The 15971-nt window shown below is 71.4% G+C and carries 14 protein-coding genes and 1 tRNA gene; 6 read left to right on the top strand and 9 right to left on the bottom strand.

Annotated elements, in window-relative coordinates; translation table 11 throughout:
- Nucleotides 1-39 precede the first annotated feature (39 nt).
- Genes ACV7JO_RS10525 through ACV7JO_RS10510 form a run of 4 tightly spaced genes read right to left on the bottom strand, consistent with a single transcriptional unit; the run spans nt 40 to nt 3884 of the window.
- Nucleotides 40-1341 carry an outer membrane protein assembly factor BamB family protein gene (locus ACV7JO_RS10525; protein WP_470353367.1) on the bottom strand — a complete coding sequence of 434 codons (1302 nt, stop codon included), beginning with the start codon at nt 1339-1341 and terminating at the stop codon, nt 40-42.
- Nucleotides 1338-2558, bottom strand: a complete 1221-nt coding sequence (locus tag ACV7JO_RS10520; RefSeq protein ID WP_470353366.1) for an outer membrane protein assembly factor BamB family protein — start codon at nt 2556-2558, stop codon at nt 1338-1340. The genes ACV7JO_RS10525 and ACV7JO_RS10520 overlap by 4 nt, the downstream gene beginning before the upstream one ends.
- A gap of 5 nt (nt 2559-2563) precedes the next feature.
- Nucleotides 2564-3085, bottom strand: coding sequence for a PH domain-containing protein (locus ACV7JO_RS10515; protein ID WP_470353365.1), 522 nt, complete (start codon nt 3083-3085; stop codon nt 2564-2566).
- A 1-nt stretch (nt 3086) separates the two neighbouring features.
- Nucleotides 3087-3884, bottom strand: a complete 798-nt coding sequence (locus ACV7JO_RS10510; protein ID WP_470353364.1) for a hypothetical protein — start codon at nt 3882-3884, stop codon at nt 3087-3089.
- Between the two features lie 94 nt (nt 3885-3978).
- Between ACV7JO_RS10510 and ACV7JO_RS10505 the strand changes: the two genes are divergently transcribed.
- The 5 genes from ACV7JO_RS10505 to ACV7JO_RS10485 all read left to right on the top strand — a co-directional run bounded on the left by ACV7JO_RS10505 (nt 3979) and on the right by ACV7JO_RS10485 (nt 8949).
- A complete protein-coding gene (locus ACV7JO_RS10505; RefSeq protein WP_470353363.1) occupies nt 3979-4500 on the top strand; it encodes a hypothetical protein in 522 nt (173 codons plus the stop codon).
- Between the two features lie 76 nt (nt 4501-4576).
- Nucleotides 4577-5113, top strand: a complete 537-nt coding sequence (locus tag ACV7JO_RS10500; protein ID WP_470353362.1) for a DUF7097 family protein — start codon at nt 4577-4579, stop codon at nt 5111-5113.
- Nucleotides 5114-5312: 199 nt separating this feature from the next.
- Entirely contained in the window at nt 5313-6395 is a 1083-nt protein-coding gene (locus ACV7JO_RS10495) for a sensor histidine kinase (protein WP_470353361.1), read from the top strand.
- 64 nt (nt 6396-6459) lie between these two features.
- Nucleotides 6460-7026, top strand: coding sequence for a GMP synthase subunit A (locus ACV7JO_RS10490; protein ID WP_470353360.1), 567 nt, complete (start codon nt 6460-6462; stop codon nt 7024-7026).
- A gap of 60 nt (nt 7027-7086) precedes the next feature.
- Entirely contained in the window at nt 7087-8949 is a 1863-nt protein-coding gene (locus ACV7JO_RS10485; protein WP_470353359.1) for a DUF2070 family protein, read from the top strand.
- A gap of 29 nt (nt 8950-8978) precedes the next feature.
- Here ACV7JO_RS10485 and ACV7JO_RS10480 read toward each other — a convergent pair.
- Nucleotides 8979-9063 (bottom strand) — tRNA-Ser (locus ACV7JO_RS10480).
- A gap of 97 nt (nt 9064-9160) precedes the next feature.
- Here ACV7JO_RS10480 and ACV7JO_RS10475 point away from each other — a divergent pair.
- Complete coding sequence (locus tag ACV7JO_RS10475; RefSeq protein ID WP_470353358.1) at nt 9161-10108, top strand: AAA family ATPase; 948 nt, start codon at nt 9161-9163, stop codon at nt 10106-10108.
- Nucleotides 10109-10190: 82 nt separating this feature from the next.
- Here the strand turns inward: ACV7JO_RS10475 and ACV7JO_RS10470 are convergent, their stop codons facing one another.
- Genes ACV7JO_RS10470 through ACV7JO_RS10455 form a run of 4 tightly spaced genes read right to left on the bottom strand, consistent with a single transcriptional unit; the run spans nt 10191 to nt 15605 of the window.
- On the bottom strand, nt 10191-11729 hold the full coding sequence (locus tag ACV7JO_RS10470) for a hydantoinase B/oxoprolinase family protein (RefSeq protein WP_470353357.1): 1539 nt from the start codon (nt 11727-11729) through the stop codon (nt 10191-10193).
- Entirely contained in the window at nt 11726-13708 is a 1983-nt protein-coding gene (locus tag ACV7JO_RS10465; RefSeq protein ID WP_470353356.1) for a hydantoinase/oxoprolinase family protein, read from the bottom strand. Before ACV7JO_RS10465 ends, ACV7JO_RS10470 begins: the two co-directional genes overlap by 4 nt.
- Nucleotides 13709-13756: 48 nt before the next feature.
- Nucleotides 13757-14167, bottom strand: a complete 411-nt coding sequence (locus ACV7JO_RS10460) for a GtrA family protein (RefSeq protein WP_470353355.1) — start codon at nt 14165-14167, stop codon at nt 13757-13759.
- Between the two features lie 7 nt (nt 14168-14174).
- Nucleotides 14175-15605, bottom strand: a complete 1431-nt coding sequence (locus ACV7JO_RS10455; protein WP_470353354.1) for a sulfatase — start codon at nt 15603-15605, stop codon at nt 14175-14177.
- Between the last annotated feature and the right edge of the window lie 366 nt (nt 15606-15971).

Here is a 15971-nt window from a genome sequence, read left to right as displayed (position 1 = left end):
GTCCGCATGTCTGTACGAACGGACGCGCTGACCCGTGGGCTACGCGTACTGAACGTCAAAGCCCGCGAGCGTCCCGTCGACCGCGCCGACGAGACGGCCGTTCCCAGCCGTGTCGAGTGACCCGACGCGGTCGCCGACGCCGGCGTCGACCGCCGTCTCGCCCGCGTCCGGTCCGCCGTCGGCGTCGGTACCGACCGCGCTGACGGTTCCCGCGTCGGTACCGACCCACAGGCGGCCGCCGTCCCGGACCAGCGCGTCGACCCGGCCGTCCAACTGGGCGCGCCACCGTCGCGTCCCGCCGGCAGTGGCGACGGCGTAGACGGCGTTGTCCCGCGCGCCGACGTACAGCGTCCCGGAGCCGAGGTGGAACCGACACGGGCTGTCGAACGGCTCGAAGCGCCACCGTCTGGTGCCGTCGGGCGCGAGGGCGGTGACGCCGTCCTGCGTCGGGACGTAGACGCCGTCGGCGTCGGCGTGCAGGCGCTTGGGACGATGGGGGGAGTACGAGACGTTGTCCCACTGCACGTCGTGGGGGCCGATGCGCCACTGTCGGGTACCGTCGGCGAAGCCGTAGGCCTCGATGCGGTTGACCGTCCGGAGGTACAGCGTGTCGTCGTGGACGGCCGTCCCGACGACGGGGTTGCCGTTGGCGGTCTCGACCGACCAGACGGCTTCACCGGTGCCGTCGAGGACGTAGAGGAACGCCGGGTCGAACTCGTCGTTGCCGACGGAGCCGACCTGCTTCCCGCCGGTCTCGCCGGCCCCGGCGACGACGCGGTCGCGCTCGGGAAACGCCAGCGGGACCGTCGTCAGCCCGATGGGGGCCTCGAACGCCCAGCGCTCGGTTCCGTCCGCGAGCGCGAGCGCGTGGAGCCGGCCGTCCATGGCCGGCACGTAGGCCGTGGTCGCCGTCACCGCCGGGAGCGCCGTCACCTCGCCGGTGGTCGCCGTCCAGTCGACGCTCCCGTCGGTCGGCGTCACTGCTCCGACGCCGTCTATTCCACCGACGACAGCGGTCTCGCCGTCGGGCGCGGCGCGGACGACCGTCGCCGGCGTGGCCTCGTCGGCCGTCCACGCGCGTTCGAGCCCCGTCGGCGTCGACCCCGCGGTCCCCGTGGCGGTCTGCTCGCCGGCCGTCGTTTCGCGGGCGGTCGCGGTCCCGGCGGCCGTCCCGGCGTCGGTGTCGCTCTCGGTGCCGGTACCGGTCCGGAGACAGCCGGCCGTCGCGAGGCCAAGTGACAGGCCGAGGACGCCCCGGCGCGTCCAGCGCCGCGGCCCGCGGCCGGAGTCGGCTCCCGGGTCGCGGTCCGTCGGGTCCGTCCCCGCGCCGGAGTCGGTCACGACGGGACCTCCATCGCGCGCAGGCGCGCGTCACCAGTGGTCACGAACGCGGTCCCGTCGACGACGGCGAGGCCGCCGCGCAGCCCGGGACCGCTGTCGACCGACGCGCCCCCCAGCGCGAGGTCGCCGACGGTCGTCGCCTCGCCGGTCGCGGTGTCGGCCCGGTAGAGCGTGGTCGCCGAGAGATACCAGAACGTCGTCCCGTCGAAGGCGGTCGCGTCGTAGCTCCCCGGGCCGACCGTGCTCGTCCAACTGGGCTCGCCGGTCGCGCCGTTCAGTCCCTGTAGGTTGCCCCCGCGGCTCACCACGATGCGGCCGTCGACGGTGCCGTAGAGGCGGCCGAGCCGGGAGTCGGTGACCTCGGTCCGGACCGTCCCCGAGCGGGCGTCGATGACCATGTGGTGGCTGCCGCCGTTGTAGGCGAGACACGTGTCGCCGGCGACGGCCACGCTGGGGTTTGCCGTGTCGGCCTCGGTGCGCTCGACGTACCACAACCGCTCGCCCGAGGCGGCGTCGTGGCCCGCGAAGGCCCACGGCGGCGACCCGTGGTGGCCGGTCGGGTGGAGGCCGACACAGACCGTGTCGCCGCCGTGGTCGACGGCGACCCGTGGCTGGTCGGCGTCGGCGGTCCAGCGGGCCGTCCCCGTCGCCGGGTCGAGCGCTCGGACGCCCCCCTGTATCCCGCACTGGAACACCGCACCGTCGGCGGCGACCTGCTGTCGGACGCCGCTCTCGAAGCCCTGCTTGCGGTAGGTGACCGTCCCGTCGCCGACGGCGACGCCCAGTTGCTCCTCGAAGCCCGCGGCGACGGCGACGCCGCCGACGGCGTTCAACCCCTCTTCCAGCGCCGTCTCGCTGCTCACGCGCCAGCGCCGCTCGCCCGTCTCGGCGTCGAAGCCGTAGACGTGTCTGTCGACGCTGGTCGCGACGACGGTGTCTCCGACGACGACCGGGCCAGCCACGAACGGCCCGCCGGCGCTGGCTATCCACCGCGTTCCGGGCGGGAGCGACCGGGTCGCCGTTCCGCCGTCGCCGCCGTCCGACTCGGCGGTGTCGGTCGGGCTCCCGTCGGCGGTCGTGGCCGCGCCACCAGCGTTCGCTGTCGATTCCGGGCCGTCGTCACCGTTGTCCTCGGTGAACTGGAGGCAGCCGCCGAGGCCGACGCTGGCGGCCAGTACGGCCACGTAGCGGCGGCGGCTCGGCCCGTCGTCGGGCACTCGGCTCACCGCGCTCGCCGGGCACACTGCCGGACCGTCTCGTAGACCGCCTCGGGGTCGTCGACGTTCTCCAGTCGGAGCGCGCCGAGCCCGCGGTTCAGCGAGATAGTCCCGTAGCCAAGCACCGACTGGATGCGGTTCTGGTTCAGTTCGTGGCTCCGTAGTTCGACGAAGCGGATGCCCTTCGAGTGGGTCCGGAACAGCAGTTCGTAGCGCTGTTCGACCCGCTCGGGCGTGACGGCGTAGGTGGTCCGGACCAGCACGATAGTCCGGACGAGATAGCGCACCGTCAGCGCCAGCGCCACCAGCAACACGACCAGCGACGCCGTGCTGGTCACGTCGGGCGACCCCAGCGCCTCGGGGGTGGTCTGCAAGTACGCGAACACACCGAGGCCAATCAGCAAGACGACCGCCAACCGGACGAGCGTCGGCTTGGTCGTCGGGTTCGTCTCCACGAGGACGCGCTCGGGGTCCCGTTCGTTCGACTGGTCCGTTGCCGCTTCGGGTTGTGTCTCTGTTCGTGACATGTTAGGCGAATCCGACGGTGTAGGCGAATACCGAGCCGGTGACGTAGACAACCGGCGAGAGGGCGACGGCGGCGACGGCGACGGCGGCGTTGGCCCGCGTCGCGAGGTGGTTGATGCGAGCCCCGAGATACAGCGAGAACAGGTAGTACAACACGGCGACGACGAGCAGGGCGAGAATCCACTGGCCCTCGGTCGAGATAGCGGCCGTGTGCAGGCCGTCGGGCCGTCCGCTGGGGAGTTCGAGGTCGGCGCCCAGCGCGTCGATGACGGCGTAGACGAAGGCGGCCTGTAGGTTTCTGACGAGTTCGCGGGCACCGGCGACGCCGCTCTGGTTGGTGAGGTACCACACGCCCGTGAAGACGGCGACGAGGTACGCGCTCGTCGTGTAGACGACGGTGTGGGCGCTCTGGAGGACGCCTCGGGAGTCCCGCACCGCGAGGACGCCGACGTGGAACGTGACCAGCGTGATTGCGGTGGCGACGGAGATGAAAAGGGAGTTCTGGACGAACGCGGCCAGCAGCCGCCAGCTGGCGGTCGGGTCGAGCCCGTACGTGCCGGCGACGCTCGCGTACCCCGCGGGTGCCTGCGCTGTCGTCTGGATGCCGATGCCGGCGAGCGTCAGGGGAATCGCGTAGGCGACGAGGTTGACGACGTAGACGCCAAGCAGCGACGCGAGCTGTCGAACCACGCCGAACCGGCTCGCCCCGTAGGAGTCGGTCTGGAACTCGACGAACCGATGGGGGCGAAACAGCGCGTCGAACCCGCCGCGTACCAGCGACCCGAGTCCCCTGACAGCCATACGCTATCGTTACGTATCACGACTGTATAACTTGGGATTTCGTGTCGGCTCGCCGAGGGACTGTTTTTTGTGTCGGCGTGTGGACAGTCCCGATATGTCCGACCGTTCCGACGGCGTGCTCCTCGCTGTGACCGCGCTCGTCCCGCTGTGGGTCGACGGCCTCGCCGCCGCGGCGTTCCTCGAACTCGCGCCCCCGATGGACCTCTTTTGGACCTGCTGGGCCGCGTCGCTGCTACTGTTGCCGGCCGTCGTCGTCGATGCCCGGCGAGCGGGGGCGCTCTCGTGGCCCCTCGTCGCCGGCGTGGCGCTCCCGGGACTCAACCTCCTCACGGCGGCGTGGTACAGCTTCACACAGCACCGACAGCGCCGCGACGACGCCGGCCGGGTCGGCTACGGCGGCCTGCTCTTTACCGGCGTCTCCGCGGCGGCGCTCTCGCTGGTCGTCGCCCCCTTCGTGTTCGGGCCGCTCGCGCTGGGCTGTGGCTACTGGATTCGGCGGCGACACGACCGCCCCCGCGGGGCCGTCCTCCTGACGGCCGCCGGCGCGACGACGCTCGTGGGTCTCGCGCTCAACACCGTCGTGTTCACGTTCGTTCGCCCCGGGCCGGTTCTGTAGTCCGCTCCGCCACCCACGCCTGTCGCCGCCGGGTGGTACGGACAGATTGAGGTGGTCGGGCCCCCAACACGGCCGTATGGAGAAGGCCCCGGGCGGGACCAGCGTCGGCGTCGACGACCCCTACGCCCACGTCGACCGCTGTGATTTCGTCACCGATGAGGGCAAGTGCCGGTGGGCGCGGGACCACGGCCACCACGACCCCGAGTTCGCCGACGCCCGCAGCGCCGAGGCGTTCCGGTGTCCGGCCGCTGTCGGTCCCGAGGGGGACCCGGACGCCGCCGAGTGGGACTGGGCCGACTGCCCGCACTTCCGCTGTCGCCAGCACGACCGAGCGTGTGCCCGCTGCGGCCTCGAAGCGCGGCCGATGGCCCACGGCGACGAGCGCCCGCTGTTGGAGGAACACCACCTCTCGTACCCCGACGGCGACCTCGACCACGAGATAACGGTCTACCTCTGTCGGTGGTGCCACGCGAAGGTCCACGAGTCGTGGGCGCGGGTCGACGACGACGCCGCCCCGGACCCCGAGGCGGTCGCCGTGCGGGAGGGGCGACGCAGCGAGGAGCGGGCGGAACTGGGCTTCGACTCGGCCGCCGAGCGCTACGACGACGAGTGACGCCCGTTCAGAACTCGGTCGCCCGCCACGAGTCTCGACGCGACGAATCCCGGGCGCGACGCCGGCGTCGTTCCCGGCCGGAAGAATTTCACTGCACCGGCTCCGACTTATATATCGCCCGTAATATTCGGTCTGAGTATCGAATTTGATAACAGATAGTGGGGAACTAAGTACGCGCTGTCGAGATACCCCAACCATTGTGTACGCGCCGGAGGTGTCGAAGCGCTCGCTCGGTATCGGCTACGTCGTCGGGACCGGCGTCGTCCTCTGTGTAGCGCTTCTCGTGCACGCCCTCGCGGCCGGTACCGGCGTGTCTGCCCTCCTCGTCGTCACTGCCGGCGTCGTCCCGGCGCTGACTCTCGCCGCGGCGAACTACTGGCTCCCGAAAAGCGGGCTAGACGGCGAGGAGGTGTGGACCGTCGCCGAGTGGGGCGGGCTCGGTATCGCGCTGCTGACGCTCGTCAACGTCGGCGTCGTCCTCTCGGACATCCCGCTGTCGACGGTCGGTCCCGGACTGCTCGCCAGCGGCGTCGCCACGGCCGGACTGGTCGGTATCCTCGTCGGCGCGCTGTTGGAGCTTCGCCGGTCGACCCGACGGCTCTCCCAGAGCAACGCGGTGCTCAACCGCCTCCTCAGACACGACATGCGCAACGACCTCAACGTCGCGTTGGGCCACCTGAGCGAACTCGAAGACCGGGCCGACGGCGACGGGGCGACCGCCCACGCCGACCAACTCCGGTGTACCATCGACGAGATGATAACGACCACGGAGAAGGCCCGACAGGTCGAGGTCGCGCTCGCGGCCGACCGCCGCTCGCAGGACCCGGTCGACCTCGTTCCACACCTCTCCGAGCGCGTCGATGCCGTCGCGCGCTCTCACCCCGAGGCGACGGTCGAGACCGACGTTCCCGACGAGGCCTTGGTCCACGCCGACTGGCTTCTCGGGACCGTCCTCGACAACCTCGTCGAGAACGCGGTCGTCCACAACGACGGCGACCCGACCATCCGGGTCACCGTCGACGCCGACGGGCGGACGACCGAGGTCCGCATCGTCGACGACGGCCCGCCGATTCCGGAGACCGAACTGGCGGTCTTCGACGCCGAGACCGAGACCCCGCTCCAGCACTCGCAGGGCGTCGGCCTCTGGCTCGTGACGTGGGTCGTCGAGAGCTACGGCGGCGACGTGTCCTTCGAGCGGACGCCCGACGACGGCAACGTCGTCACGCTCGAACTCCGCTCCGCGAACTGGCTGGCGAAACGCCGCACTGAGGGCTTGCTGTAGCATCGCGGGCCGAACGCGCCGGGCATCAGGACATATATACGGCCGGCCGGCGTGTCACTCACCAATGACGCACATCGCCGTTATCGACAACCACGGCCAGTTCACCCACTTGGAGCAGCGCGCGCTCCGGGACATGGGTGTGGACGTGGAACTGGTCGACAACACGACGCCGCCCGAGGACATCGACGCCGACGGCGTCGTCCTCTCGGGCGGCCCGGACATGGACGACATCGGCAACTGTCCCGCGTACCTCGAACTGGACGTGCCCGTGTTGGGCATCTGTCTGGGGATGCAACTCATCGCCGACCAGTTGGGCGGGCGCGTCGGCGGGGGCGACTACGGCGGCTACGCCGACGTGGACGTGGAGATTCTCGACGAGGAGGACCCGCTGCTTGGTTCGCTCGCCCCCGAGACGCGCGTCTGGGCGAGCCACGCCGACGAGGTCAAAGCGGTCCCAGACGACTTCGAGCGCACGGCCACCTCCGACATCTGCGACGTGGAGGCGATGAGCAACCCCGACGCCGATATCTACGGCGTCCAGTGGCACCCGGAGGTCGCCCACACCGAGGAGGGCGAGGCGGTCTTCGAGAACTTCCTCGCGGTCTGTGAGCGCGCGACGCCGGCCCGGTGACGCGACCGCGGCGGGACGGAGCGAACGGATTTATGTGACAGCGGGGAATCCAATCGACAAATGACGGCGACACAGGGGAATCTGGCGGGCCTCTCCCGGTTCATCTTCCGGGCTCCGAACTGGTACGCCAGCCTCGCGTTCGCCCTACTCATCGCCGCGCTGGCCGGGGTCGCCGCTTTCGACTCCCGGTTCGTCCTCGACGACGCGTGGCAGGGCCTGTTCTTCATCGGCTTTCCGACCGCTATCGCGGGCGCGTTCACCCCGTGGGTCGACTCCCGACTCGGCGGCCAGCTGACGCCCAACCGCGCCTCGCTGCTCGCGCTCATCTGCGAACTCGTCACCATCGGCGTCCTGACGGTCGCGGGCGTTCTCGCCCTTCTGAGCCCGTCACTCGGCCAGAACTTCGTCTTCGACGCCCTGCTGGTGGCGCTGGCCTCCATCTTCGCATTTCGCCTGCTCATCCTGATGGCCGTCTCCCGGCACTCGCTGCTGAAGGCGGCGGTCCCGGCCAGCGTCCAGACCGTCGCCGCCGCGGCCCTGCTGGCGGTGTACAGCGGCGCGACGGCGTTCCTGCTGGAGGACCCGGTGCTACAGGAGTGGCTCGCCCGCGCCGAGCAGGCCCCGCCGGAGGTACAGGGGTTCATCCCCGCGGACTTCGCCCTGCTCGCGGTCATCTGCACCATCTACGCGCTGGCGGTGTGGCTCTTTCTCGTCCTCATCGACCGGCCGTGGCGCTCCTCGCTGGGCGTCTCGGCGCTCGATTTCCTCCGGGGGTTCATCGGCCACATCGCCGAGGGCTCCCGGGAACTGGAGGAGTTCTTCGAGGAGATCGGCGAGAAGGCGCTGGTCCCCGTGACCGTCCTCGCGGTCCGCCGCCCCGACGGCGAGGAGAAGGCCCGGTTCGTCCTCCCGATGATACATCCCGGGCCGATGGGCGAAATCGGCGGCGGAAACCTCCCCGAGCGGGTGGCGGCCGCCGCCGACGGACTCGCCTTCCCGCCCCACGCCACCGCCGGCCACGACTTCAACCTCGTCACCGAACGGGAGGTCGATACCATCCTCAGCACCGCCGAGAGCGCCCGCGAGCGCATCGACTTCTCCGAGACGGCGACGCGGGGCCACCGCGTGACCGAGGACGAGGCGACCCTGACCGGACAGGCCTTCGGCGACGACGCCCTGCTGGTCAACACTTTCTCGCCGGGGTGTGCCGACGACGTGGAGTACGCCGTCGGCCTCTCGGCGATGTCCGAGGCCCGCTCGGGCGGGCTGGACGACGTGTTGCTCGTCGACGCCCACAACTGCAACGACGGCCTCGAAGGCGAGGACCTCGGCCACGTCGTCCCCGGCAGCAAGCGCTCGTTCGACATGCTCCACGGGGCCGGCCGGCTGAGCGACCGCCTGACCGGGGCCGAGACCGGCCGCCTGCGCTGTGGCGTCGCGTGGGACGAGACGCCGTGGGAGCCCGAGGAGGGCATCGGCCCGCTCGGCATCCGGGTCTGCGTCTTCGCCGTCGACGACCACCGCACGGCCTACGTCCTCGTCGACGGCAACAACATGGAGCCCGGCCTCCGCGAGGAGATACTGGAGGCCGTCGACAGCGTCGACGCGATGGAGGTGATGACCAGCGACACCCACATCGTCAACACCGTCGAGGCCGAGAATCAGGTCGGACAGGCCATTCCACCCGCCGAAGTCGTCGCGCTGATAGACGACCTCGTCGACCGCGCGGTGGCCGACCTCGAACCCGTCGAGGCCGGGATGGCCAGCAAGAAAGCCGAGGTGACCGTCTTCGGCAACGACCGCACGGAGACGCTGGCTTCGACGGCCAACGCGATGGTCGCGCTGGGGGGCGGACTCGCGGCCGCGTTCATCCTCGCCGTGATGGCCGTCAGCGTCCTCGTCTTCCTCGTCGCCGGCGTGTAGCGCGGCTCCGTGGGTTCGGTCGAGAGAAGCGCCGAGGAGGAGATTTGAACTCCTGAGTCCGTGAGGACAGTTGCTCTCGAAGCAACCGCCTTGGCCAGGCTAGGCTACCTCGGCTCACACGTCAGTATCCCCGTCCACTCTTTAGGGGTTTCGGTTCGTCGGGTGTCGGTTACTCGACACGCCTTTACCCGACGCGGGACACGGTGGGGGTATGGATGTCACGGAAGCCAGCGAACTGTCGAGTCGGGTCCTCGACGAGGTCGGCGGCGCGGTCGTCGCCGACAGGGGGTTCTTCGAGACCGTTCTGCTCGGCGTCGTCGCCAAGGGGCACGTGCTGCTGGAGGACGTGCCCGGCACCGGGAAGACGCTGACCGCCCGTAGCGTGGCGACCGCGCTCGGACTCTCGTTCTCCCGGGTGCAGTTTACCCCGGACCTCCTGCCCGCGGACATCACCGGGACCCACGTCTTCGACGAGGAGCGCGGCGAGTTCGAGTTCAACCGCGGGCCGATATTCGCCAACGTCGTGCTAGCCGACGAGATAAACCGCGCGCCGCCCAAGACCCAGTCCGCGCTGCTGGAGGCCATGGAGGAGGGACAGGTCACCGTCGACGGCGACACCTACGACCTGCCCGACCCCTTCTTCGTGTTGGCGACGCAGAACCCGGTCGACATGGAGGGGACCTTCGAACTGCCCGAGGCGCAGGTCGACCGCTTTCTGGCGAAGACGGCCATCGGCTACCCCGATGCCGATGGCGAGGTCGAACTCCTCCAGCGCCGCGCCGGCCGGACCACGCAGAGCCCGACCGTCGAGCCGGTCCTCGACGCCGAGACGCTCCGGGAGCTACGGGCGGTGCCCGAGAGCGTCCGCGTCGACGACGACCTGCTGGCGTACATGGCCGAACTGGCACGGACGACCCGCGAGGACTACCGGGTCGACGTGGGGGTCTCGCCCCGCGGGACACAGCGGCTGTTCGAGGCGGCGCGGGCGATGGCCGCCGTCGCCGGCCGGGAGTTCGTCGCGCCCGACGACGTCAAGCGGGTGGCGCGGCCGACGCTGGCCCACCGGCTCGTCCTGACCCCCGACGCCCGCGTCGAGCAGGTCCACAAGAGCGACGTGCTCGGGGACGTGCTCGACGAGGTGCCGGTGCCGACCGTCTAACGGAGCGCGAGGACGACCAGCGCGACGCGGCGAACACCAGCCCGGCGCTCAGTTGGCCCGGCGGCGAGCGGGTGTCGGCGGCTCACTCCGGGTCGCCGTGGCCGCCGCCGCCCGGCGTCTCCACGCGGACGGTGGTGCCGGCCTCGACTTCCCGGGTGACCTTCGCCGGGACGTGTTCGCCGTCGACGTAGTTCGCGCCCGGCAGGCCGTCGGCCCCGCCGGCCAGCCCCCACGGCGCGTGGCGGCGGCGCTCGGTCAGCAGCGAGACGGTAGCGTCGGTCTCGACTGTGAGTTCGCGGACGAGGCCGTCGCCGCCGCGGTGTCGGCCGTCGCCGCCGCTGTCTCGGCGCAGCGAGTACTCCTCGACCCGGAGCGGGTAGGCGGCCTCCAGCGCCTCGACGGGGGTGTTCAGCGTGTTCGTCATCCCGACCTGTACGCCGCTGGGTCCGTCGGCGTCGGCGCTCGCGCCCATCCCGCCGCCGACGGTCTCGTAGTAGCTGAACTCGCTGTCGCCGACGACGACGTTGTTCATCGTCCCCTGTCCGGCCGCGGGCACGCGCTCGGGCGCGGCGTCGGCCAGCGCCCGGAACACCACGTCGGTGACCCGCTGGCTCGTCTCGACGTTGCCCCCCACGACGGCCGCCGGCGGCTCGGGATTGAGCAGGCTTCCGGGCGGCGCGTGGACGGTGACGGGGTCGTAACAACCCTGATTGGGCGGCACGTTCGGGTCCGTGACCACGCGAACGACGTAGTAGACGGCGCTTTTCGCCACCGACAGCGGCGCGTTGACGTTGCCCGTGACCTGTGGTGCGGTCCCGGAGAAGTCCACGTCCACGGCCCCACCGTCGACGGTAACGGTCACTTCGACGGGGATTTCGCCGTCGACGACGCCGTCGCCTTCTAGCACGTCCGCGGCGGTGTAGACGCCGTCCGGAAGCTCGCGGATAGCGTCGGTCACGCGGGCCCGGGAGTACGACTGCACGGCGTCGAAGGCGGCCAGCAGGCGGTCGCCGTGGTCGGCCAGCAGGTCCGCGACCCGGTCGGCTCCGCGCTCGTTGGCCGCCAGTTGCGCCCGGAGGTCCGCCCGTCGTTCCGTCGGGTTCCGGACGTTTGCCAGCAGCAACTCCTCGACCCCGTCGCGGCGCTGGCCCCCGGCGACCAGTCTGGTCGGCGGAATCCGGAGCCCCTCTTGCTGTATCTCGCGCGAGTCGGCGGGCATGCTCCCCGAGACCGTCCCGCCCACGTCGGCGTGGTGGGCCCGCGAGACGGCGTAGCCGACTATCTCGCCGTCGGGCGCGACCGGCGAGACGAGCGTCACGTCCGGCAGGTGAGTCCCGCCGGCGAAGGGGTCGTTCAGGACGAACACGTCGCCCGGGACGGGGTCCGCCGACAGCACCGCGTCGACGGCCGCGGGCATCGCGCCCAGATGGACCGGGATGTGTTCGGCCTGTGCGACGAGACGGCCGTCGGCGTCGAACAGCGCCGTCGAGCAGTCCCGCCGCTCGGTGATGTTCGGGGAGAACGCGCCCCGAATCAGCACCCGCCCCATCTCCTCGGCGACGCTCTCCAGTTGGGTGCGCAGGATTTCGAGTTCGACGGCGTCGAGGTCGGCGTCGGTCACGACTGTCCCTCCAGTCTGAGCGTGCCCCGCTCGTCGGCGGTCAGAGACCACCCCGGCGGGACGACGACGGTGCTCTCGCCGCCCTCGACGACGGTTGGCCCCGCGTGTGTCTCGCCGACGGCCAGCCGCGACCACGCCAGTACCGGCGTCTCGTACCACCCCTCGAAGTACGCCCTGCGGCTCCCCGTCTGTGGGTCGCCACCGCCGTCGTGGCCGAACGCCGGCCGGTCGCCCGCGACGGTCGCCGTCGCCCGGAGCGTGACGAGTTCGACGGCCCCCTCGGGGAGCCGGTAGCCGCGGACGCGCTCGTGGGCGTCGTGAAACCGCTCTCTGACGGTCGCGCGGTCGAACTCCCCGACGGGGACCGCGAGTTCGTAGCTCTGGCCCGCGTAGCGGCAGTCGGCCCGCAGCGAGACCGCGGCGGCGTCGGAGTCGGCCGCGTCGGCCAGCACCCGCTCGCGGAGGTCGTCGAGGACGCCGGCGACGGCGTCGGGGTCGGCCTCGTCGAGGGGCGTCCGGTGGGTCCGGGCGGCGTCGTGGCGCTCGTCGGCGGCCAGTAGCCCCAGCGCTGAGAGGACGCCGCTGGCCCGCGGCACGACGACCCGCGATACGTCGAGGCGGTCGGCCAGCGCCGCGGCGTGCATGGGTCCCGCGCCGCCGAAAGCCGCGACCGCGAACTCTCGTGGGTCGTGGCCCCGCTCGACCGTGACCGCCCGGACCGCCCGGCCCATGGTGGCGTTGGCGACCGCGTAGACGCCACGGGCCGCCGCGACCGGGCCGTCGAGGTCGGCGTCGTCGGCGAGGGCGGACAGCGCCGCCCGGGCCGCGTCGGCGTCGGGTTCGAGGTCACCTCCCAAGGCCGTATCCGCACCCAGATACCCCAACACCAGCGCGGCGTCGGTCACCGTCGGCTCGGTCCCGCCCCGGCCGTAGCAGGCCGGTCCGGGGTCGGCCCCCGCCGACCGCGGCCCCACCCGGAGCGCGCCGCCGGCGTCAACCCACGCGACGGAGCCCCCGCCGGCCCCGACCGTCTCCACGTCGACCATCGGGACCCGGACCGGGCGGTCGCCGACGGTCCCCTCGGTCGTCCGCCGTATCTCGCCGTCCCTGACGAGCGACACGTCGCTGGAGGTCCCGCCCATATCGAAAGTGACCACGCCGGCCGCGTCGGCCGGTTCGAAGGCGCTCGCCCCGACGACGCCAGCAGCCGGGCCGGACAGCGCCGCGGTCACGGCGTGGTCACGGACCGTCTCGGCGTCGGCGATGCCGCCGTTCGACTGCATGACCCGCGGCGCGGGCAGGCCCCGCTCGGTCGCGCCCGCGACGAGGCGTTCGAGGTACGCGTCGACGACCGGCGTGACGACGGCCTCGGCCGCCGTCGTCGCCGTCCGCTCGTACTCTCGGAACTCGCCCAGCACCTCGTGGCTGGCCGACACCGGCGCGTCGAGTTCCTCGCGCAACACGGCGGCGGCGCGGCGCTCGTTCTCCGGGTGGGCGTAGGCGTGGAGAAAGGACACCGCGACGGCGTCGGCGTCGATGTCGGCAGCGAGGTCCCGGACCGCGTCCGCGTCGACGGCCCGCTCGATACCGTCCACGGTCGCCCGCTCGGGGAGTTCGTGGCGGCGCTGGGCCGGCACCAGCGGCTCCGGCCGGTCGGCGGTCGGGTCGTACAGCGCCGGCCGGTCCTGCCGGCCGATGGCGAGGACGTCGCCGAACCCCTCGGTGGTGACAAGCGCCGCCTCGCCGCCGGTCCCCTCTAACAGCGCATTCGTGGCCGCGGTGGTGGCGTGGCGGAACCGGTCGACCGCGCTCGGCTCGACGCCGGCGGCCTCGCAGGCCTCGGCGACGCCGCGCAGGACGCCCTCGTGTTGTGGCGTCGTCGTCGGCACCTTCGCCGTGGTCAGGTCGCCCGCGGCGACCAGCACCACGTCGGTGAACGTCCCGCCGACGTCGACGCCGAGTCGCACCGACTCGTCCATGGCCCGACTCCGGACGCCGGCGGCAAAAACGGTCCCCCTCCCGCAAACCTACCCCCACGTCCAGCGGGCATCGAGTACGTACCGGTAGACGCCGGTCACGACGATAGCGCCGCCGTTTGCGACCAGCAGACCCAGCGCGACCCAGTTGACCAGCGCGTAGAGGATGCCCAACTGGAGCGGGATGGCGGTGCCACGGACGAGGTTGGTCTTGCCCAGTCCCCGCAGGTACTCCCCGAGCGTCGTGTGCCGCGAGCGGTGGAACGTCCACGCGTTGTTCAGGACGTACTGGAGGAGGATGGTCGACTCGATGGCGACCAGCGCCGCCAGCAGGTAGTTGACGCCGCCGATGTCGACGAACCACCACAGCAGCGCCATCTGGACGGCCGCAGCCACCACGCCGACGGCGAAGAAGCGAACGAGCTGTCGCCGCTGGGCCGTCGTCACGTCCGCGAGCGCCATACTGGTATCACTGGTAGCCAAGCGCCTTGAGCCGAGCGGTTATCTCCTCGCCGGCCGCCGGGCCGTCGTCGTCCCCGGTCTCGCTCTCGCCGTCGGTTGCGAGGGCGTCGACGTGGTCGGCGACGGCGGCCGAGAGCCGGTCGATGACCACCGGCGGCGCGTCGCCGTCGGTGTCCGGGTCGGTGCGGTCGCGCTGTTCCTCGGGGTCGGCGTCGCGGTCGTACAGTTCGCGGTGGTCGGTGTCGACGTGTTCGACGTAGGTCCAGCGCTCGTCGCGGGCCGCGACGACGAGCGTCCCGTCGGCCAGTCGGCGAGGGATGGGCTGGCTCGTGACCGACTCGCCACGCACCGCGACGGAGACGACGGGGGCCTGACTCTCGACCGACTCGCCCGCGAGCGCCGGCGCGACGGACTCGCCGGTCCACTCGTCCGCGGGCGTCACGCCGAGCAGGTCACACACCGTCGGCGGTATCGCGTCCAGTCCGACCGGCTCCGTGACCCGGCCAGTGGCCCACTCGGGGTGGGAGACGAGGAAGGGCACGTCGACGAGCTCGCGGTAGACCTTCGGGTAGTGCGCGAGGTGGCCGTGTTCGAGGAACTCCTCGCCGTGGTCCCCGGCGACGACGACCGCGGTGTCGTCGGCGACCTCCTCGGCCGCCAGCGCGTCCAGCAGGCGGCCGACGCTCGCGTCGACCTGCCGTATCGTCCCGTCGTACAGCGTCCGCAGCGTCCCCAGCGTGCGCTCGGAGACGTCCCAGCCGAGTCCCGTCCGGGCGTGGGCACCGAGCATCCGGAGGACGCCGAGCCGGCGGTCGCTGACCTCCCGGAGGTGGCGCGGGGCCGGGACGTAGGGCGTGTGCGTGTCCATGTAGTGGACCCACAGGAAGAAGCCGTCGCCGGTCGATTCGAGGAACGCCTCGGCCCGGTCTTCGAGGTCGCCCATCCGGGACACGTCGGCGAACGGCCGGGCGTCGGACTTCCCCGAGAGGACCGCCGCGGCCCGCCGGACCGGGGATGTGGCGAGTTGCACCCACGCCTGGACGGTCGGGTGGGCCGCGAGGTACTTCCCGTAGCCGTCGCTGTCGACGAACGGCTCGAACTCGTCGAAACCGCGGTCGTACCCCCAGTGTTCCGTGAGGAAGCCGTTGGCGGCGTTGAACCCACCCGTCGAGAGGCCGGCATCCGAGAGCCGCTCGGCCAGCGTCGGCGTCCCGTGCAGGCCGATGTCGCCCGACTCGGCGAACACCGGACGCGAGCCCATGATGGACGGGAACGAGAACGGCGTCCAGTTGCCCTGTGCGACGGCGTTCTCGAAGACGACGCCGTCGTCGGCCAGACGGTCCAGAACGGGCGTGGCGCTCTCGGTTCCGCCGACGGCGTCCGCTCGCAGCGAGTCTATCGTGACGAGGACGACGTTCGTCGCCGTCGGTCCGGTCACGCGGCTGTCACCCCGAGCGAGCGCCCCCGCGTGGCGAACGCGGGCGGGCGACCGGTGACAGAGGTAGGGGCGGGGGCGGCAGCGCCCCAATCGGCCGCCGTCGGGGCGTCGAGGCAGCCAGTCTGGTGCATACCGGTTAAATACCACACGCGGTACTGAAGGTTCCGGATGGGTTCATATTTTCTATATAGAAATATATTCTTAGATGGGGTTATAGCTCGCCTACTCGACGCTCTACCGTGGTTGCGCACTTCAGACGTGATTTAACCTATCGGGGCGTCTTAGTACCGCACAGCGGAAGGACAGCGCGTGATGCACGGACCCCGCACTACCGACAGTACCGCCCTCCACGGACGCCACCGGCCG

The sequence above is a fragment of the Haloarcula sp. MBLA0138 genome (assembly GCF_055632455.1).
This window is presented reverse-complemented; position numbering and strand designations above follow the sequence as displayed.

Bases quoted from the DNA above. Each gene is read 5' to 3' on its own strand.
- ACV7JO_RS10515 (WP_470353365.1), bottom strand. From the start codon at position 3,085: ATGTCACGAACAGAGACACAACCCGAAGCGGCAACGGACCAGTCGAAC.
- ACV7JO_RS10510 (WP_470353364.1), bottom strand. From the start codon at position 3,884: ATGGCTGTCAGGGGACTCGGGTCGCTGGTACGCGGCGGGTTCGACGCG.
- ACV7JO_RS10505 (WP_470353363.1), top strand. From the start codon at position 3,979: ATGTCCGACCGTTCCGACGGCGTGCTCCTCGCTGTGACCGCGCTCGTC.
- ACV7JO_RS10500 (WP_470353362.1), top strand. From the start codon at position 4,577: ATGGAGAAGGCCCCGGGCGGGACCAGCGTCGGCGTCGACGACCCCTAC.
- ACV7JO_RS10490 (WP_470353360.1), top strand. From the start codon at position 6,460: ATGACGCACATCGCCGTTATCGACAACCACGGCCAGTTCACCCACTTG.
- ACV7JO_RS10485 (WP_470353359.1), top strand. From the start codon at position 7,087: ATGACGGCGACACAGGGGAATCTGGCGGGCCTCTCCCGGTTCATCTTC.
- ACV7JO_RS10475 (WP_470353358.1), top strand. From the start codon at position 9,161: ATGGATGTCACGGAAGCCAGCGAACTGTCGAGTCGGGTCCTCGACGAG.
- ACV7JO_RS10465 (WP_470353356.1), bottom strand. From the start codon at position 13,708: ATGGACGAGTCGGTGCGACTCGGCGTCGACGTCGGCGGGACGTTCACC.
- ACV7JO_RS10460 (WP_470353355.1), bottom strand. From the start codon at position 14,167: ATGGCGCTCGCGGACGTGACGACGGCCCAGCGGCGACAGCTCGTTCGC.